The following is an 18455-nucleotide window of genomic DNA, read 5'->3' on the forward strand; positions in this document are numbered from 1 at the left end:
CCCCAATCATATATCCGATATCAGAGGGGTGAAAGCGGTTCTGTTTCAACGAGGAAGGGATGATTAAATCAACATCTTGTTACAGGCGATTTCGATTTGGGGTTGATATTGGTAAGCCCAATGAGGGCATGCAAGCAGGCGGGTAGTCGATGTAGAGAGCAAGAACCTTCGCGCCTGTCAGGTGTGCGATCGAGCTGAAAATAAACAGAGTGGGGCTGTCTGAGTATGTGGTCTGTTAGCTTTTTAACTCAACAGTTCATAGTAGATGAGGAGTGTTGCGCCAATGCCAAATCCATATGGAATGTGAGATAGCAGGGGCGAGAGAATAGGTCTCGAACTAAAAGGCGTTTTAAAACCAAAGAGCCCCCAGCCAAACGAGGGCATCAGAATAAACCAGGGAAGTGCGCTCGTGAGCAGACCGAAGATTGATGCCATCAGCAGATGATTAGTAGAGAGGCCAATCCCGGTGATCATCAGCAGCAAAGGGTAGAAGAGCGCAACTACACCGCCACCGATAATAAAATGGAACAGCTGCCCAATTCGAAGCTCATTCGCTACGGGATCGGTGGTGGCAATATCTCGATGAAAAAACAGACCAGATAACAGGCTGTGAGCCCAGCGACCAACGTAGGCACCCGTTACACCGCTACTGATACCAACCTTACTGAGCTGTGCCTCGGTGATATCCATCAGTACCGAGCCGACGAGTCCGCCGATAAAAGCAACCAACCAGATTTCCAATGTAACGCTCCCTGTCGATCGGTAGTGTGGTGTGGATGGTTAGCTCGCTCTTAATGCCAGGTAGTCGTCGATCAGCAGGGCGAGTTTGTCATGAATGTGCGCTTCAAATTCGTTCAGGCTTTTATCAAAGATCCCTAAATATTTGTCCGCCTTATCGTGTGTCAGGGATTTTTCATTAACCATGTACTGCATCTCAGGAAGCGTCTTATCATGGCGCGGCGAAAGCTCCCAGTGGACAAAGTCGGAGTCGAGATCTTCAACCTCAAGCTGTGCGAAATTGCAGAACTCCTCGACGGTCTCTCGGCCCTCCGGCCCAAGACAGCCCGGCTCGATTCGCACGACAACATTGAGTTTCTTCTCTTGTGGTAAAGGCAGGCTGTTTTTCATCTCGTTTTGTCAGTTCTGTCAGTTGGTTGCGATAAATTAGGGCTACCGAATGTAGATAGTTACAGGGCGATTTACAAGCGCTGTGGTCGATTCGGATTCGAACTGAATCGTTAGCAGGTGTCGAAGCAGCGTTCGTAAAGCTGCTGGGTTGCTCAAAGTGATACGCCACCATAGGCGACGCCCGCGAGGTGGGCCATCTCACGCTGCCAGCTAGTCAGGTCGTCAATGCAGAATTGATTCAGGTGGTCGTGGCCGCAGGCGCGCGCCATCACCTGCATCAGCTCGGTTGAGGCGCGAAAGAAGTTGTTCAGCTGCTCCGCCCCCTTCTCGATCTTCAGCCGTTGGCGCAGGTGCGGTTGCTGGGTGGCGATACCCACCGGGCAGTTATTGGTATGGCAGGCGCGCATACCGAGACAGCCGATCGCCTGAATGGCCGAGTTGGAGAGGGCGATGGCATCGGCACCCAGCGCCAGCGCCTTGATAAAATCGACCGGAAGTCGCAGTCCACCGGTAATGATCAGTGATACATCGCCGCGTCCCTGCTGGTCGAGATAGCGACGGGCACGCGCCAGTGCCGGGATGGTCGGTACCGAGATATTGTCGCGAAACAGCAGTGGGGCGGCACCGGTGCCACCGCCGCGACCATCGAGAATGATGTAGTCGACACCGATCTGTAGCGCCGCCTCGATATCGCGCTCGATATGTTGTGCCGAGAGCTTTACCCCGATCGGAATACCGTCGGTCGCCTCGCGCACCTCCTCGGCAAAGGCGCGGTAATCTTCCACATGTTCCCAGTCGGGAAAGCGTGGTGGAGAGATCGCCGCCTCACCCTCGACCAGTCCGCGTACCTCGGCAATCTTGCCCTTCACCTTGCAACCCGGCAGATGGCCGCCGGTGCCGGTCTTCGCCCCCTGCCCGCACTTGAAGTGGAACGCCTGACAGCGCTGAACCTTCTCCATCGAATAACCGAAGCGCGCCGAGGCGAGCTCATAGAGATAGCGTGAGTTGGCCGCCTGTTCACTCGGCAGCATGCCGCCCTCACCGGAGCAGATGCCGGTGCCCGCCAGCTCTGCACCCATCGCCAGTGCAACCTTCGCCTCCTCGGAGAGGGCACCAAAGCTCATGTCGGAGACCAGTAGGGGTCGTTCAAGTATCAATGGTCGATTGGCGTTGGGGCCGATCACAGCCTCTGTGGCCACCGCGGCCTCATCGAGCAGCGGAACCCGGTGCAGCTGTGCGGTGAGAATCTGAATATCCTCCCACTTCGGCAATTGGTCGCGAGGCACACCCATGGCGCTAATGCGACCATGGTGGCCGGCCTTCGACAGGCCGTGCTCTGCCAGGTGCTGGATATATTGGGTGTGGGGTTCGTCTACGGTGCCGTGCAGATCCTTGTAGAGACCCTGATAAGCGTCGCGGTCGTAGGGGTGCGGATGGTCGCAGGCCCACGCCTCGATCTCATCCTCATCCACCCAGGACGCGAAGCGTGCCAGTTTCTCTGATGGGTTATAGGCGCTGACACCGGTTTTATAGTCGTAATCCCAGCCGTGCAGACCACAGACAAGATCGTTACCACTCACATGGCCGTCAGACATCAGTGCGCCGCGGTGGAGACAGCGCCCAAAGAGAACAGAAGCCGCATCCTCATGCTCCTAGCGAATGATGACCAGATCGACAGTGGCGATCAGCGCGTAGTGAGGCTTAAGGGGAACCAGCTCATCCCATTGGGCAATCGTGATCCTCTTCATAACCCTCCGCGCAGTGTCGTGATTAGCTGGTTAAAGCATAGTCAAAACGGCGTGGCTTGAAGGAGGGGTTGAGGAGTTATTTGATGGGCACGCTGCGCTTTGCCCATCCTACGTATGTGTGTGCATTGGATATTGTTGGATATCTCGGTGCTGGCTCATTGATGGGCGCGCCGCGCATTGCCCATCCTACGGGAGTGAATGGCTGGTTACAGATCTCGGCGCCGGTCAGGTAGGATGGGCAAAGCAAAGCGTGCCCATCACTCATAATCAGCATCATCCGACACAGCCGAAACCTCTGATCCCCAATCCGGTTCATAAAATCCGTCACCAGTGGCAAGCATTAACGAACAGTCAGGCCAAGGTAGGATGGGCAAAGCAGAGCGTGCCCATCACTCATACTCAACATCAGCTACCCCTGCCGGAATTTCCATCCCCCAATCCGGTTCGTACAACCCATCGCCTACAGCTCGCATAAATGAACTGTAGGGCCAATCCCTGGGTGCCTGCACGTAACCGTGTTTGACCGGGTTGTAGTGGATGTAATCGAGATGGTGGCGCCAATCTCTCTCATCACGGATAGTGTGCTCCCAGTAGCGACGCTGCCAGACCCCTTTCTCACGTTTTCGACGCTGAGACCTGTTCAATGTTGCAGAAGAGAGCGGTGAAGAAAATTTCCGTTTCAGCACCATCCAGCGGCGTGCATAGTCATCATCCCCTCTCGGGAGATTCCAGATTGTGTGCAGGTGATCGGGGAGAACAACAACGGCATCGATTTCGAAGGGGTAGCGTTTGCGGGTGTGCACGAAGGCGGCACGCAGCAGATCGATATTATCGATGAGGATGGGTTGTCGTGATTGCGTGACGACGGTGAAGAAATAGGTACCACCGGCTTCGAAGTTACGACGATATTCCATATCGAGCATCCTCATCCTGAGGGTTGATGTGATGGGCAAAGCAAAGCGTGCCCATCATAACTGAACAGACTAACCGTTCAGCAGGCTCGCAAGTCGCTGCCGGTACTTACCGGCCAGCTCGGCATTGTTGGGGTCGAGCATATTGGTGACGGTGATGATCATCTCCTTCGCCGCACCGTTCTTGTAGTCGGGATCGGCCTGCAGCACGGTGAAGAGCTGATCGATAGCGCTGTCGTAGTCGTGGGCGGCGACATGGCAGATGGCCAGATCGAAGCGGGCGTCGAGGTCGTCGCTATTGTCGGAGAGCCGCTGCTGCAGCGCCTCGGCACCCTCGGTATTCGATGCGAGGTCGGCGAAGGTGAGCTGGCCGGTGAGCGACTTGCTCATCTCGCTCTCCTTGTCGCTGTCGGGCAGCTTGTTGAAGAGGCCGGTGGCCTGCTCCATCTCGCCGATGTCGATGAAGATCTGCACCATATCCATCGCCACGCGGGTATTGGCCGGGTCCATCTGGATCGCCTGCGACATCATCACGATCGCCTCGCTGGTCTCACCGGCCATGTGCTTGGCACGCGCTTGCTCCCTGAGCTCCTCAGACCTGCTGAAGATGCCCATTCCCTTGAGTAGCATCCGAAGCTCCTCCTCCTGAAACTGCCCCTGCTCAGAGAAGGTCACCTCGCCCTTGTTGAAGACTCGTAGCGCGGGCACGTTCTCCACGCCGAACTGCTCCACCAGCTCCGGCTGCTCGTCGATATCGACCTTGGCAAAGACGAACTGACCGGCAAACTCGGTGGCTAGATCGTGCAGTGTATCGGCCATCGCCATGCACGGCCCCGACCACATCGCCATGAACTCCACCACCACCGGAAGCTGGTGGGAGTTCTGAATCACGTATTTATCGAAGCCGGATGCACCGACCTCTACAATTAACGGTTCGTTTGCCATATTCGTCTCTCTCGGATCTGTTGTTGTCTGTAATCACCCATAGATGGCATCCACATCGTGAATTTCAACTCTGCTACCTGTTGCTCTCCATCCGTAGGGTGGGTTGAGCATGGCCTGAGTGAAGCGAGTAAGTACCCTTGGGGTGGAGCGAACCCACCCAATGCCGATGCGGTTGGGGAATTTGGTGTTTGTTGGGTTTCCCTAAAGGACGTGAACCTACGGTTCATCGCGCTAAGCTCAACCCACCCTACATCTCCCCCCGTTCGCCGTCGCTGGGCTCAGGCCGACTCAGCAAAAAGCCGATGATGGTGATAAAGAGCAGCGCCAGCCCAGTCGATACCCAGCGGTTCTCGATCTGCAGATACATGATGATCCAGCTTGCCGTGAGCAGGATCACGGCAATCACCTTGCTGGTGCGCGAGACAGCCCCCTGCTGCTCCCAGTCGATCAGAAGTTTCCCAAAGTGCGGATGGGCGTAGAGCCAGCGGTGTAGCCGCTCGGAACCTCGGGCTGCAAACCATGCAGTCAGCAGCAGGAAGGGGACGGTCGGTAGGCCGGGCAGCACAATCCCTATGATCGCCAGCGCCAGAAAGAGGTAGGCCAGTATCAGTGCGGCCCAGCGGGTCACTCTCTGCATCGGAAAAGTCTCTCAATACTCCACGGTAGATTAGGGTAGGTTGGGCCAGGCGCGATGTACCGGAGGTACGCGCCCTTTAGGGCAATCCGGGAAATAACTGGAGACATCCACTGGATTGGTGACGCCCTCGGATTGCGATTCACTCCATCCGGGCTACCTACTTAATTGCCTTCATTACACATAGCACCTACTCCGCCGGAATAGCAAAGAAGACCACTGCCAGCAGCAGCACCGCCAGCGTCAGGAACAGAATGCGCATCCATATCGTCATACGCTTCCCCGGCTCACAGTCGTGATAGCAGAAATTGAGCGCCAGCACCGCTTGCAGGAAGTAGTAGATGGCGAATGCCTGTGAGGCGAGGGTGATGATGTGTAGCAGGTCGGTCGACCAGACCAGCACGATGGCGGCGATTGAGATGGCAACGTAGCTGATCTCGGTTGAGAAGCGGCTGCCGCTGTTCTGGTACATCAGCCCACCGGCGCCTCCGGTATCGGCCACTGCGGCGCTGAACTGGCTCATGATCGCCGCGGCGATCAGCATCACCGGTAGCACCACCGCCACCAGCCCGGTCACGTGGACGATGTTGGCCAGCTTCACGTTCATCAGATCGAGGTGCTGTACCACCGGCAGCAGCGCCACCACCGCCAGCACGTAGAGCACACCGGAGATGATCTGCGCCCGGCGCATCGTAATCACCCTTACCTCGGGTGAGTACTTGGTGCCGAGAAAACGGGAGGTCTCAAACCCCTGCACCACCAGCAGCGCACCGGCCATGATGCGTAGCTGCGTCGTCCACTCACGCTCCTGGTAGTTGAGTTCAAGCGCCTCATCGGAGTTCATGAAATTGAGGCCGTAAACAAACAGCCCGAGCAGCAGCGCCCCGACGATGGCGAGTTGTATCGTCATTGAGACCGCCTCCAACTTCTCCAGCCCGCCCAGCCCCTTGATATAACCGACCACTGCGATGAAGGCGATAATGGAGGAGGTCAGCATTCGTTCGGCGAAGAGGTTCTGGATCTCAAGATAGTTGAGCAGGAATGAGGAGAGCAGTGAGAGGTAGAAGGCGACCGCCACCATGTAGGCCATGCAGAGGGCGATGTTGCCGATCATCTCGATCTTATGGGTGATCGCGCAGAGACTCCCCTCGAGCATGCGTGGTTCGACATGGAGGATATTGAAGCGAATTACCGTACCGATTGAGTAGGCGAGTATCACGATGGCCACTACAGCGAGTGGGGACAACGGCCCCACCACGCTGGCGAGCAGCGGCGCCATGATCAGAAAACCGCTACCGATAATCGAAGAGAGCGGAGTGAGCGTTGCCTGCCACGATTCGCTCTTCGAGAGGCGAGGGTGGCGGAGGAAGTAGATGACGATCATCGCCATTACGATGAGGGTGCCGTTCAGAAGGTAGCCTGCTGCCATGGGTATCCATCTTTTGGTTATAGGTATCCCCGATTATAGACGCAGAGAGGGCATCAATACGTCATGTAGCCCGGATGAAGTGCAACGTAATCCGGGGATCTCTATTAATTCCCAGATTGCCCTAAAGGACTCGAACCTCCGGTACATCGCGCCGAGCTTCATCCGGGCTACCTGTCATTCAATCGACATTCTTTGAATCGAAGACGGTATCTCTCGTCCCCAATCCTCATGATAGAGCCCGTCACGCACGGCCTTGGCGAATGAGCTATAGGGCCAATCCAGGGGTGAGGTGACGTAACCGTGTTTCACCGGGTTGTAGTGGATGTAATCGAAATGCCGTTGCCAATCGTCGTTATCGCGGATCGTGTGCTCCCAATAGCGAGATTGCCAGGGTGATGATTGGAAGCGTGATTGTTGCCGAAGTGTGCGTGTAAAACGTGCCTTGATCGCCTTCCATCGGCCAGGGTAGTCCGATTCACCCTCTGGTAATGTCCAGATCGTGTGAAGGTGATCAGGGAGTATAACCATGGCATCAATCGTAAAGGGTCGCTTTAGAAGCGTGGTTGAAAATGCATCTCTTAACAGATCGACATGGCGAACCAGTAGCTCAGAAGATCGATCTCTCAGTGTGGCGGTAAAGAAGTAACTCCCACCATCAACGCGGTTACGCCGATAAAGAACCATCCATGTTCTCCAGATTATGTTTAAACAAAAGTAAAAGTATCCCGGATGAAGTGAAACGCAATCGCTGACCGCCATGGATAGCGAAGCGAAGGCGGTTAGTCCGCGATAGCCGAGGCCGTTTGCATATTCGTAGTTGAGAGCGTGAGCGAACGACGGAGAAGATGCAGCAGCGGCTTTATGTCGGCGTAGAGTCACTGAGGAGTTGTGTAGAGCCGCGAAGAGGTGATTACGCAACGAACGCAGGACAGTCGGGCGCCGTAGGCATAAACGGTCGCGTTAAGTATTTGCCGCTTGCTTGGGCTTGGATGCCCAAAACAAGCTTCCGCAAAAATAGCGACTCCCCATCCGGTGATTGTTGGTAGTCTCCGACTATAGCCGTTAAGGAGGAGCGCAAGATGTAGCCCGGATGGAGCAACGTGCAATCCGGGAAATTATTGGAGGTCTCCCCGGATTGCGTTTCACTTCATCCGGGCTACATGGCGCGACGAAAAGATTCCATTGCATGCAGATGTTCGGGCAGCACCACCCAGGCATCGATCGTGAAAGGGTGGCACAGCTTCACATAACAGACAGCATCACGCAGCCGATCAATATGGCCGGTCAGTAACGAAGAGGAGCGGTCAGCCAAAGTGACGGTAAAGAAGTAACAACCACACGGCACAAAATTACGAATAGTTTCAGGCATCGACATTCTTGTCGTTTGAGGTTTGGTTTTACGTAGGGCGGGTTGAGCGCAGCGCGATGAACCAGAGGATCGATTCCTTTAGGGAAACCCGCCAAGGGTGAAGTGGTTAGAGTGCAGGCATTTGTTGGGTGTCGCTTCACCCCAAGGGTACTCCCTCGCTTCGCGGATGCGCGCTCAACCCAACCTACGGACTATTTAAAGTGAATTAATTTCTTTAATAATCATTCTTATATCAACGTGAATTTCATCTTTATGCATTTCTTTTGCGATATCATATTTTGTTATTCCATGCTTCACTGTCAGGCAGGTACATCCCTCTGTTAGAAGAGGTTTGGATGGTAATTCGCGTAGTGCAAGTGGTATTTTTGTAACATCGAAGTCGGATAGCTCAACGGAAAATTCGCGCGCATGATCTACAATTATATCTTTCGTTGTTTTGGCGGCTCTTGCTATCGCTGATGGTCTCAATAGGTAGGTTTCAATATATCTAAACCTCCATGTTCTCACTATCAATCCTTGGGATTCCCATCCCGTATTTGATTTGTCCACTAATGATTCCGTGATTGTTGCAAAGTCTTGATTGTCACGGTCTCTTATGCTCAAGCCTTTAAGTTCTGGGATCTGTTGCTTCAATTGGGTGAATAACTTCCCCCTTTCTCCATGTTTTCCTGGCCATGGCCAAATTACAATGTCTTTTGATATTGGGGTGCCTAAGGTTTCTGAAAATAGTTTGATTGCTGATGAATCAGATTCATTTTCAACAAATAATATTTTTTTGGATTTTTGAAGTTGGTGAAGTTTTGGTGAGTACTCGCTACCTAGGCCAGTTATTAAAGTTGTTTTTTGGCTTTCGTCTGTTAAAACTTTCACCTTTCCCTTTTCAAACTTCATTATTCTCTGAGGGGGGACTGAAGAAATTAGTTCGGTGGAATGGGTGGCGAATAATATTTGTTTATTGTATTTGGTTGCCAAGTGTTCTAGCTCTTCTAAAAGAGAGAATTGAAGTGAAGAGTGTAAATGCGCGTCAGGTTCATCTAAAAATATAACGTGGTAAGAAGGATCTAGAGCGAGTGAAATGACATTAAGGAGTTGTAAAAAACAACTTCCCTCGACCATTATGTCTCGCTTATTGAAGCCTTTATGTTTTTCAAATTTTGTTTTTGTGTTGTTATATTTACCTTTCCAGTATTCAACTCGGATATAGCTGTGATAATCTTCATTGAAATCATGGACCATCAATTCAACGCCAAACATACCTCGTATGATTTCAAGTAAATGCTCCCAGTGATCTGTTTCCCTGAGCTCTTTAAGTGATTTCTTGGGTATGCGATCTAATTCACCTTTGAGTTCTACGCGTTTATCCTGGTTGCGTTTATAGAGTTCAAGTAATGTGTTTCTCATGACCGAGCCGCTCAAGCCTTGACCAATTAGTCTCGCTCGCATGGCTTTTGTATGGAATGGCTCTCTATTTAATATTCCTGCGAATGGCGGAATGTATGCGATTTTTGGGATGCTTTCATTGTTTGCTATATTTGATAGCGTTGTTTTTACAAATAGCCGTTCATTGGCAAGAGATAAGGAAAACCTTAATAACCTGTCTTCTTCGAAGCTTGAATTCGTCCATCTAACTTCAATCCAAAGAGTGTAACCATCCAACTCCTTATTCCCTTTTGAATCTTGTTCTGGGCTAACTCTAAGATTTGTCCAAAGATGTTTTAAAGAAGGGATGTTTATTGGAAGAAAGTCTTCACTGCTGATTCCAACGCCTTGTTTTTTTCCGATAAAGTCATTTATCAGGCCATCGGAACCAAATTCGTATTCGATTACGGACTTACAATATTCCCATAAAGCAAAAGCCTGCATAAAAGATGATTTGCCTGAATTGTTTGAACCTGCAAGAAGGCAAAAGCTATCAGGAGGAGAGATCTTTTTATCTCGATACTGTTTAAAACGATGTAATACAATTTCTTTTACTATGATGGTATCCAAAATATACCCTTGTCATTGTCGCTCTATGATGCTTGTATTCCAAGTTAATGATTAAAATATATAAAAGATCCTCAATAGAGGTGTATTAATTCCTGTAACTAGTTAATTAGTAGCTCCGCTGCCATCTTTGCAGCGCATCTAACCCTCTCTGGCGCCGTTCCACCAATATGATCCCTGGCCCCCACCGACCCCTCCAACGTCAAGTAATCAAACACATCATCCTTAATCGCATCACTGAATCCCTGCAGCTCCTCCAGTGACATCTCGGAGAGATCGCGTTTGGTCTCCACGCCGAGGGCAACGGCCTTTCCGACGACTTCGTGGGCATCACGGAACGGTACGCCGTTACGAACCAGGTAGTCGGCCAGATCGGTGGCGGTGGAGAAGCCGCGCAGGGCCGCTTCGCGCATGTTCTCTCGTTTGAGCTCGATCTGCGCCATCATGTCGGCGTAGACCTTGAGACAACCCTTCACTGTATCGATGGCGTCGAAGAGCGGCTCTTTGTCCTCCTGGTTGTCCTTGTTATAGGCGAGTGGCTGCCCCTTCATGATCATCAGCATTGAAGAGAGGCTACCGAAGATGCGGCCGGTCTTGCCGCGTACCAGTTCGGGGACGTCGGGATTCTTCTTCTGCGGCATGATGGAGGAGCCGGTGCAGAAGGAGTCGCCGAGGTCGACCCAGTCGAACTGGCTGGAGGTCCAGAGGATCAGCTCTTCGGAGAAGCGCGACATGTGCATCAGCATGATCGAGGCCCAGCTGAGGAATTCGATGGCGAAGTCGCGATCTGATACACCGTCGAGCGAGTTGCGGCACGGCATGTCGAAGCCGAGCTCCCTGGCGGTGAAGTCGCGGTCGATCGGGTAGGTGGTGCCAGCCAGCGCGGCGGAGCCGAGCGGCATGATGTTGACCCGTTTGCGGCAGTCGGCGAGACGTTCAGAGTCGCGCTGCAGCATCTCGTTCCACGCCAGCATGTGGTGGCCGAAGGTGATCGGCTGGGCGGTCTGCAGGTGGGTGAAGCCGGGCATGATGGTCTCGGCCTCGCGCTCGGCCAGCTCGATTAGGGCAAGCTGTAGTCGTTTCAGTTCGGGGGCGATCGCCGTGTCGATCTCGGCACGCAGGTAGAGGCGCACGTCGGTGGCGACCTGGTCGTTGCGCGAACGGCCGGTGTGCAGCTTTTTGCCTGCCATACCGATCTTGTCGGTGAGGCGCTTCTCGATGTTCATGTGCACATCTTCGAGTGCGATCGACCACTCGAACTCACCGCGCTCGATCTCGCCCTCGATCTCGGTGAGCCCCTCAAGAATGGTGTCGCGCTCCTCATCGGTGAGCACACCGACCGAGGCGAGCATCTTGGCGTGTGCGACGGAACCGGCGATGTCCTGCTTGTACATGCGCTGGTCGAATCCGACCGAGGCGCCAAAGGCCTCAACAAAGGCATTGGTCGGCTCGTTGAAACGTCCGGTCCACGGTTTCTCTACGGTTGTGTCGCTCATAAGGGTTGTTCGCTGCTGTTATTTGGAATTGGCGCAGTATATCAGCAGCCATGCGTGGGCAGCCACGCACCTGATCAGTTCATGAAGATCGGGCGATGTTTATGCGTGAGAACGTTTTTTCCAGCGAAAGAGAGTGAGCGAAAGAGTCGCTATGGTGCCGACGATAATGCCGCCGCCGCAGATGATATACATCACGGCGGCCATGCCGATGCCACAACCCGATCCGCATTCATCACCACTTAGATAGAGATAGTAGAAGATGAGGTCGCTAAATAGCGCCAGTAACAGCGCACCACCCCACCCCACCCCATAGAAGGGCGTGTGCACGCAGACTGGCTACCCAGATACTGATCATTCCCAGTGTGACGGTCAGCATCACCAATGGGGTGATTGTCATTCGAATGAACTCTACTGCAGTACTTAATACCATGATGTTCTCTGTTCCTTCAGGATTTGTCTTCGGTATCTAAGTTAAACGGATCTGTCTGGGGTGCCGGACGCATAGCCCGGATGGAGCAGCGCGCAATCCGGGGGATCGAAGCTCACTCCTCAGCTGTCACTCCCGGATTGCACTTCGTTTCATCCGGGCTACTTCGGTAGATATTCACCCAGCTCCTGATCCCACGGTGGGGTGCCGCTGAGCTGCTCGGCAATGAAGTCGATGAAGGTGCGTACCCGTACCGGCAGATGGCGGCGTGAGAGGTAGAGTGCGTAGAGGTTGAGCTGGATGATGCTGTGATCGAGCATGATCGGAACCAGTTCGCCGCTCGAGATTGCCGCATGACATTCGAACGTTGGCAGCAGTGAAATACCACGACCGGCGATGGTGGCGTTGAGGATCATGTTGCCGTTATTGGAGAGCATGCGCAGACGGGGAGTCGCCTTCACCTGCTCACCGTTGGGGGTGGTGAGCGGTCAGCTGCGACCCTCAGGGCTGAGGGTGTAACCGATTGCATCGTGATCGGCGAGCGCGACGGCACAGGTCGGTTCGCCATGCTTTTCAAGGTAGGCGGGTGCGGCACAGAGCAGGAAGTTGATCGGCGCGATGCGCTTGGCGATCAGGCTCGAATCCTCCAGCCGACCGACCCGCAGGGTGACGTCGATCCCCTCTTCAACCATGTTGATCTCACGATCATCGAGCTGCAGGTCGAACTCTACATTGGGGTGTTGGGCGAGAAAGGTGTTGATCATCGAACCGAGGTGGTTAACGCTGAAGGCGATCGGTGCGCTGATACGCAGTGGCCCCTGCAGCGCCTGCTGGCCGCTGATGATCTGCTGCTCGGTTTCCTCCAGATCGTGCAGCAGCCGTAGCCCGCGCTGGTAGAGCTCCTGTCCCGGATCGGTGAGATGGAGGCGGCGCGTGGTGCGCTGTAGCAGCTGCACTCCAAGACGGTTCTCCAGCTCCTGCAGGCGGCGGCTGACAGCCGACTTGGCAATGTTGAGCTGGTTGGCGGCAGCGGTGATGCTGCCCGTCTCAACGATGCGTACGAAGGTCTCGATCTCATCGAATCGGTCCACTCTTATCGTTCTCCAATCAGCGACAGTGATTTCCTGATTATCGTCTTTATCCCTTGTTTGGCAACTATATACTTTAACCCATCAAGTTAATCGGGAATCTGGAGCGGGACGATGGGTGATAGCGCAAAGAGATTTGAAACCAGGCAGCTTCGCAGTGTGGTGCAGCGGGTGGTCGGTCATGAGACCTCCGATGGGGCGGGTGTAAATCTGCGCCGGGTGATCGGCTCGCCCGAGCTCAATATGCTCGATCCCTTCCTGTTGCTCGACCAGTTTCGTAGTGACGATCCCGACGACTACATCGCCGGTTTTCCACCCCATCCGCATCGAGGCTTTGAGACGGTCACCTACCTGCTGCACGGCAACATGCGCCACAAAGATAGCGCCGGTCACGAGGGTCTGATCCGCAGCGGCGGGGTGCAGTGGATGACCGCCGGTAGCGGTATCGAACACTCAGAGATGCCGGAGCAGATAGACGGGCTGATGGATGGCTTCCAGCTGTGGGTCAATCTTCCCGCTGATCAAAAGATGATGACGCCACGTTACCAGGAGATCGAGCCTGAAGCGGTCCCAGTCGAGCAACATGATGATGGCACGGTGATCCGTGTAATCGCTGGCACCACCCTGCAGGGAACCGAGGGCGCGGTGCACCAGATCGCCGCCCAGCCGCTCTATCTCGATGTGTCACTACCCGCCGGAAGCCACTACGAGGAGCAGATTCCACTGGGTCATAACGCCTTTGTCTATGTGATGGCGGGGCCGCTTGAGGTGGCCGGGACCGAGCTGGCTGCCGGAAGTCTGGCCGTGTTGGGCGAGGGAGACGGCGTGGTGCTGGAGAGTACTGCAGACTCACGTTTTCTACTGGTTGCTGGCAAGCCGTTCAATGAGCCGGTGGCCCGTCATGGCCCCTTTGTGATGAATGCCGAGGCGGAGATTCAGCAGGCCTTTGCCGACTACCGCGCCGGTCACTTCGGCACGGTGGAGGGGTAATCGATGGCTTGGCGCAACAGCTTTAACGATTGGGGTTGGCTGGCGATCGGCTTCCATTGGCTCACCGCCGTGGCGGTCTTCGGTCTGTTCGGGCTGGGGCTCTATATGACCGGTCTCACCTACTACGACCCCGGTTATCGCAGCTGGCCCGATCTGCACCGCAGTATCGGTGTGCTGCTCTTTGTGCTTATCGTGGCGCGGCTGATCTGGCGCCGGATCGACCGACACCCCGAGCCGCTGGCGAGCCATGCGCCGTGGGAGCGCGTGCTCGCCAAACGGGTCCATGCAGTGATCTATCTGCTGCTCTTCGCAGTGATGGTGAGCGGCTACCTGATCTCGACCGCTGATGGGCGCGGGGTGGAGGTGTTCGGTCTCTTCACCATCCCGGCGACGATCAGCGGCATCGACAAGCAGGAGGATATCGCCGGATTAATCCACCTCTGGCTTGCATCTATTTTGATTGGTACCGCCCTGCTGCACGCAGCGGCGGCACTGAAACACCACTTTATCGACCGTGACCGAACCCTGCGTCGCATGCTGGGACTCGGCACCAAACAACAGACTGGAGAAGAGAGATGAGCAGAGTAGTTATCGTCTATCACAGCGGCTTCGGCCACACCAAGCTACAGGCCGAGGCGGTCCACCGCGGCGCGGCTAGCGTCGAGGGGATCGAGGCGCTGTTGATGACCGCCGAGGAGGCGAGTGATCGGCTCGATGAGCTCGACAGTGCCGAGGCGATTATCCTCGGTTCGCCGACCTATATGGGCACCGTCTCAGCGGGCATGAAGCAGTTCATGGAGACGGCAGCGAAGAAGTGGTTCACGCTGGCGTGGAAGGACAAAATCGCTGGCTCCTTCACCAACTCCAGCTCCTACTCAGGTGACAAGTTCAACACTCTGCTGGCGCTGACGGTTAACGCGATGCAGCACGGCATGATCTACGTCAGCCTCGGTCTCCACCCCGCCTCAAGTGGTCCCGAATCGATGAATAACATTGAGGGTCCGGGGCCGGAGGTGATCAATCGTCTAGGCTCCTACATGGGCCCGATGGCCGCCAGCTTCCAGGTGGCACCGGGCGATGCCCCATCCACAGGCGATATCGCCACCGCCGAGGCATACGGTGAGCGAGTCGCCAATATCACCCAGCAGTTTGTCCGTGGGCGTGCAGCCTAGTTATCTAAATAGAGAGGAATAGATGATGAAAAAGTCACTTTTTAGCAGTCTGGTTCTGGCCCTCGCCGTGGTGGCAACACCGGTAGCGGCAGAGGATTATGTGATTGACACCAAGGGGGCGCACGCCTCGGTGCAGTTCAAGATCAAACACCTCGGTTACAGCTGGCTCTATGGCCGTTTCAACACCTTCGTCGGTGAATTCAGCTATGACGAGAAGCAACCAAACAGTGCCAAGATTTCGGTAACGATAGATACCGCCAGTCTCGACTCCAACCATGCCGAGCGTGATAAACATCTACGTGGTAGCGACTTCTTCGATGTGAAGAAGTATCCCAGGGCGAAGTTTGTCAGTACCTCCTATAAGGAGATGGGTGAGAAGGGGGAGCTGAAGGGTATTCTCACCCTGCGCGGTGTCACTAAACCAGTCACGATCGCAGTCAATCAGATCGGTGCCGGTGATGATCCGTGGGGTGGTTTCCGCCGTGGCTTTGCCGGCAGCACCACGATCACGCTGGCCGACTTCGGATTTACCTACAATCTCGGCCCCGCCTCACGCGAGGCTGAGATCATGCTCTCGATCGAGGGGATTCGGAAGTAACGATTACTTCGTATCAGATGCCGGAGTCGAAAACGCCTCGGCATCTGTCGAATACGGGTGCTGTTGGCAGAAGGGTCGCGCACGGTCCAATCTCATCACCGTGAAGTAGCGCTATACTCGGCAGGGTTATCGCCATGAGCGCACCGCTCAAGGGAAGTGATGAGAACGGATAATAATGACGGCAGCTTTCTGCCCGACTTCTGCGAACGTGGCCGTGTGCTGGCGGTGGTGGTAGCGGCTGAGCTGTTTGCAATTGTACTAGCGCTGATGCTCCCATCGTTGAGCGGTGACCGTTGGAATGAGTTGGCACTGCTCTCGCTCTACATTCAGTGGATTGCACTCAGTAGTGCAGGGCTGCTCTGTCTGCTGCGTGGTTTAATCTCCAGGCTCGGTAATCGTCTTGCAGCCACTGCCAGCTATCTAGTGCTGCTGGTGGTAGTGGCGCTCTTTAGTGAGATCGCCTTTCAGGGGCTGCGTTTCTTCACCATTGGGCTCTCACTGACAGTCCCCGACCATTTCGACTTCTGGAGTCGAAACTTCATTATTGGTGCGTTGCTGAGTGGCGCGATCCTGCGCTACTTCTACGTGCAGCATCAGCTGCGGCAGAAACACCGCGCTGAGGCAGAGGCACGGCTCGAGGCGTTACAGGCACGCATTCGTCCCCACTTTCTCTTTAACAGCCTTAACACCGTTGCGGCATTGACTCGTACCCACCCTGCCGAGGCGGAGGCGGCGGTCCACGACCTGGCTGATCTGTTTCGCGCCACCCTCAAGGAGGGGCGTACCCTGATCAATTTCGATGATGAGCTGGCGCTGGTGCGCAGTTATCTCGATATCGAACAGCTGCGTCTTGGCGATCGATTGCAGGTGGAGTGGTCGGTCGATGGCTTGCCGGAGGGGCTACAGATTCCGCTGCTGACCCTGCAGCCGCTGGTGGAGAACGCCGTCTATCACGGCGTCGAGCCCCGTACCGATGGACGGGCTCGGTGCGAACTGATTGTGCGCTGGATGATGCGAGGTGCTGGGTGAGTGCCTGCCTAACCCGTTGCCAGAGGTGAGCGTTGATCCGATGATGCCGATTCGTATTGCCGAGCATCAAGGAGCGTCATTGCTCTCGACACGGTGAGGGCGATCGTACCACGCTAGTGAAGGCGTACTGGAGTTTGCGTCGTGCCGCACGTCTGAGGTCATAGTGCGATCCGTGAGATGTGAACGCACGTGGCGCGGTGCGCAACTGCGGGAACCGATTGATGAGCTGGGAGACACGGTGGTGAGGTGACGGCCGCCAACGATGCGAGTGCGCTGGACTGATGGTCGTCATGCGTGATCGCCGAGCACTGATAGCAGCCTACCGATACCGCGTATGCCGGGCATTAACGAGTCTGGAGCGCGCGTGCGCACAGCATTGCGCATGGGCTCGTAACTCGCACCTGCGGTGATCTTCACCGCCCGGTGAGCGACGCACTGGACGACTCTTGGATGCACAGCGCGGACTGCGATTATCTGCCGCCTTGATCCGTCTCCAGAGCGAGATCGCGAAGAGCTGGCGGTGCACGAAACCGAGCGGTACCGCTTGGCGCTACAGGGGCTCGCAGGTGCATGGTGGCGTCAGTTATATCGCCGCGCAGGTATTGGAGATCGGCTGGACATTATCGCCGCTGCTCATTGAGTCGGTTTGGTGTCGTATCATCGAGATCACATACGTCAGGATCACCTTCTTACCTACACACGGCGAGGAGATGGCGATCGAGGGAGCCGACTGAAAGCAGCGTTGGAGCCTCGCGAGCTATTAGTGCGCGCTTTGCCGGGTCGCACCGGCAATCAGTCACGGCGCTGAGAGAATTGCCGGGATGGAGCCCGATGGTGAAGGGCATCGAGCGTTACTTGCGAATGTTAGGTTCGAACCGCGGTGACGACACCTGGCGGAGATACGCAAGCTGCTTAAGGCAATGGGCTAACGGCCGCCTCGCGACTGCGAAGTTTCTTGCGCGCCTTGTCGATCTCAATGTCGAGATCGGCGCCGAAGTACTCGATAGCACCACCGATACCGCGTATCCGCTTCACCAGCTCACGACCGCGCGGGTCGAGCAGCAGCATGGTGGGCGTCATGTTGATATCGTACTGCTGCGCGAGGCTTGCGGGGTCGCTCTTTCGACCTTCAAAGTCGGTTATGGTGTCGTACTCATCGAGATCGACATTACGCAGGATCACCTTGTCGGTATAATCGCCGCTGATCATCATCGGCTTGAGGATCTCTTCATCGAGCAGATCACAGAAGGGGCAGTGCGCCGCACTGAAGACCAGCAGGATAGGCAGCCCCTGGGCGCGAGCATTAGCGGCATCGGCCTGTAGGTTCTGCGCCGGCGTCAGTTCAACGGCGGCGGCCTGCAGAGAGATCAGTAACGATAGGATCGGTATCAGTAACAGCCGCACGTGTAGGCTCCATTGCCAGTTCGGTGGTTGAGATTAGTGTATTAATGGTGGTCGGATAGCGGTGCGCTGTCCATAGAGAAAAACCCGAATATTCACATTTA

Annotated in this window: 18 protein-coding genes and 3 pseudogenes; 6 read left to right on the top strand and 15 right to left on the bottom strand. The window is 55.1% G+C overall.

The window, feature by feature from the left end:
* Positions 1 to 243: 243 nt before the first annotated feature.
* The 14 genes and pseudogenes from HUE57_RS03845 to HUE57_RS18915 all read right to left on the bottom strand — a co-directional run bounded on the left by HUE57_RS03845 (position 244) and on the right by HUE57_RS18915 (position 13164).
* On the bottom strand, positions 244 to 741 hold the full coding sequence (locus tag HUE57_RS03845; protein ID WP_078484337.1) for a DUF2938 family protein: 498 nt from the start codon (positions 739 to 741) through the stop codon (positions 244 to 246).
* 39 nt (positions 742 to 780) lie between these two features.
* Entirely contained in the window at positions 781 to 1128 is a 348-nt protein-coding gene (locus HUE57_RS03850; RefSeq protein ID WP_078484336.1) for a hypothetical protein, read from the bottom strand.
* A 152-nt stretch (positions 1129 to 1280) separates the two neighbouring features.
* A pseudogene (locus tag HUE57_RS03855) lies at positions 1281 to 2876 on the bottom strand (glutamate synthase-related protein).
* Between the two features lie 389 nt (positions 2877 to 3265).
* Positions 3266 to 3790 (bottom strand): REP-associated tyrosine transposase, encoded by a 525-nt coding sequence (locus HUE57_RS03860; protein ID WP_078484375.1) that lies wholly within the window; start codon positions 3788 to 3790, stop codon positions 3266 to 3268.
* 69 nt (positions 3791 to 3859) lie between these two features.
* Positions 3860 to 4732, bottom strand: a complete 873-nt coding sequence (locus HUE57_RS03865) for a tetratricopeptide repeat protein (protein ID WP_078484334.1) — start codon at positions 4730 to 4732, stop codon at positions 3860 to 3862.
* Positions 4733 to 4979: 247 nt separating this feature from the next.
* Positions 4980 to 5369 carry a YbaN family protein gene (locus HUE57_RS03870; protein WP_078484333.1) on the bottom strand — a complete coding sequence of 130 codons (390 nt, stop codon included), beginning with the start codon at positions 5367 to 5369 and terminating at the stop codon, positions 4980 to 4982.
* Between the two features lie 187 nt (positions 5370 to 5556).
* The gene (locus tag HUE57_RS03875) at positions 5557 to 6795 is read right to left on the bottom strand and encodes a hypothetical protein (protein WP_078484332.1); all 1239 of its coding nucleotides are present in this window, start codon (positions 6793 to 6795) and stop codon (positions 5557 to 5559) included.
* 174 nt (positions 6796 to 6969) lie between these two features.
* Positions 6970 to 7479, bottom strand: coding sequence for an REP-associated tyrosine transposase (locus tag HUE57_RS03880; protein WP_078484331.1), 510 nt, complete (start codon positions 7477 to 7479; stop codon positions 6970 to 6972).
* Positions 7480 to 7670: 191 nt separating this feature from the next.
* Complete coding sequence (locus HUE57_RS03885) at positions 7671 to 7901, bottom strand: hypothetical protein (protein WP_174672748.1); 231 nt, start codon at positions 7899 to 7901, stop codon at positions 7671 to 7673.
* Positions 7902 to 7975: 74 nt separating this feature from the next.
* Positions 7976 to 8164: pseudogene (locus HUE57_RS03890) on the bottom strand (transposase); the annotation flags it as partial.
* Between the two features lie 195 nt (positions 8165 to 8359).
* Positions 8360 to 10153, bottom strand: coding sequence for an AAA family ATPase (locus HUE57_RS03895; protein ID WP_135622334.1), 1794 nt, complete (start codon positions 10151 to 10153; stop codon positions 8360 to 8362).
* Positions 10154 to 10251: 98 nt separating this feature from the next.
* A complete protein-coding gene (gene argH, locus HUE57_RS03900) occupies positions 10252 to 11646 on the bottom strand; it encodes an argininosuccinate lyase (protein WP_078484328.1) in 1395 nt (464 codons plus the stop codon).
* Between the two features lie 99 nt (positions 11647 to 11745).
* Positions 11746 to 11973 (bottom strand): hypothetical protein, encoded by a 228-nt coding sequence (locus HUE57_RS03905; RefSeq protein WP_078484327.1) that lies wholly within the window; start codon positions 11971 to 11973, stop codon positions 11746 to 11748.
* Positions 11974 to 12234: 261 nt separating this feature from the next.
* A pseudogene (locus HUE57_RS18915) lies at positions 12235 to 13164 on the bottom strand (LysR family transcriptional regulator).
* A 111-nt stretch (positions 13165 to 13275) separates the two neighbouring features.
* Between HUE57_RS18915 and HUE57_RS03920 the strand changes: the two are divergent.
* The 6 genes from HUE57_RS03920 (at position 13276) to HUE57_RS03945 (ending at position 17684) form a co-directional block, all read left to right on the top strand.
* Complete coding sequence (locus tag HUE57_RS03920; RefSeq protein ID WP_078484323.1) at positions 13276 to 14151, top strand: pirin family protein; 876 nt, start codon at positions 13276 to 13278, stop codon at positions 14149 to 14151.
* Between the two features lie 3 nt (positions 14152 to 14154).
* Entirely contained in the window at positions 14155 to 14730 is a 576-nt protein-coding gene (locus HUE57_RS03925) for a cytochrome b (RefSeq protein WP_078484322.1), read from the top strand.
* The gene (locus tag HUE57_RS03930; protein ID WP_078484321.1) at positions 14727 to 15323 is read left to right on the top strand and encodes a flavodoxin family protein; all 597 of its coding nucleotides are present in this window, start codon (positions 14727 to 14729) and stop codon (positions 15321 to 15323) included. The genes HUE57_RS03925 and HUE57_RS03930 overlap by 4 nt, the downstream gene beginning before the upstream one ends.
* Before the next feature lie 22 nt (positions 15324 to 15345).
* Entirely contained in the window at positions 15346 to 15921 is a 576-nt protein-coding gene (locus tag HUE57_RS03935; RefSeq protein ID WP_172840328.1) for a YceI family protein, read from the top strand.
* A 159-nt stretch (positions 15922 to 16080) separates the two neighbouring features.
* Positions 16081 to 16950 (top strand): sensor histidine kinase, encoded by an 870-nt coding sequence (locus HUE57_RS03940; protein WP_174672749.1) that lies wholly within the window; start codon positions 16081 to 16083, stop codon positions 16948 to 16950.
* Between the two features lie 446 nt (positions 16951 to 17396).
* A complete protein-coding gene (locus HUE57_RS03945) occupies positions 17397 to 17684 on the top strand; it encodes a hypothetical protein (RefSeq protein WP_174672750.1) in 288 nt (95 codons plus the stop codon).
* 178 nt (positions 17685 to 17862) lie between these two features.
* Here HUE57_RS03945 and HUE57_RS03950 read toward each other — a convergent pair whose 3' ends face one another.
* The gene (locus HUE57_RS03950) at positions 17863 to 18354 is read right to left on the bottom strand and encodes a thioredoxin family protein (RefSeq protein ID WP_078484318.1); all 492 of its coding nucleotides are present in this window, start codon (positions 18352 to 18354) and stop codon (positions 17863 to 17865) included.
* Positions 18355 to 18455: the final 101 nt, after the last annotated feature.

The sequence above is a fragment of the Candidatus Reidiella endopervernicosa genome (assembly GCF_013343005.1).
Taxonomy (GTDB): domain Bacteria; phylum Pseudomonadota; class Gammaproteobacteria.

What these genes read in the sequence shown, in the direction of transcription:
- HUE57_RS03865 (WP_078484334.1), bottom strand. Translation starts at nt 4,732, where the DNA reads ATGGCAAACGAACCGTTAATTGTAGAGGTCGGTGCATCCGGCTTCGAT.
- HUE57_RS03940 (WP_174672749.1), top strand. Translation starts at nt 16,081, where the DNA reads ATGAGAACGGATAATAATGACGGCAGCTTTCTGCCCGACTTCTGCGAA.
- HUE57_RS03880 (WP_078484331.1), bottom strand. Translation starts at nt 7,479, where the DNA reads ATGGTTCTTTATCGGCGTAACCGCGTTGATGGTGGGAGTTACTTCTTT.
- HUE57_RS03930 (WP_078484321.1), top strand. Translation starts at nt 14,727, where the DNA reads ATGAGCAGAGTAGTTATCGTCTATCACAGCGGCTTCGGCCACACCAAG.
- HUE57_RS03920 (WP_078484323.1), top strand. Translation starts at nt 13,276, where the DNA reads ATGGGTGATAGCGCAAAGAGATTTGAAACCAGGCAGCTTCGCAGTGTG.
- HUE57_RS03935 (WP_172840328.1), top strand. Translation starts at nt 15,346, where the DNA reads ATGATGAAAAAGTCACTTTTTAGCAGTCTGGTTCTGGCCCTCGCCGTG.
- HUE57_RS03875 (WP_078484332.1), bottom strand. Translation starts at nt 6,795, where the DNA reads ATGGCAGCAGGCTACCTTCTGAACGGCACCCTCATCGTAATGGCGATG.
- HUE57_RS03870 (WP_078484333.1), bottom strand. Translation starts at nt 5,369, where the DNA reads ATGCAGAGAGTGACCCGCTGGGCCGCACTGATACTGGCCTACCTCTTT.
- HUE57_RS03850 (WP_078484336.1), bottom strand. Translation starts at nt 1,128, where the DNA reads ATGAAAAACAGCCTGCCTTTACCACAAGAGAAGAAACTCAATGTTGTC.
- argH (WP_078484328.1), bottom strand. Translation starts at nt 11,646, where the DNA reads ATGAGCGACACAACCGTAGAGAAACCGTGGACCGGACGTTTCAACGAG.
- HUE57_RS03925 (WP_078484322.1), top strand. Translation starts at nt 14,155, where the DNA reads ATGGCTTGGCGCAACAGCTTTAACGATTGGGGTTGGCTGGCGATCGGC.
- HUE57_RS03860 (WP_078484375.1), bottom strand. Translation starts at nt 3,790, where the DNA reads ATGGAATATCGTCGTAACTTCGAAGCCGGTGGTACCTATTTCTTCACC.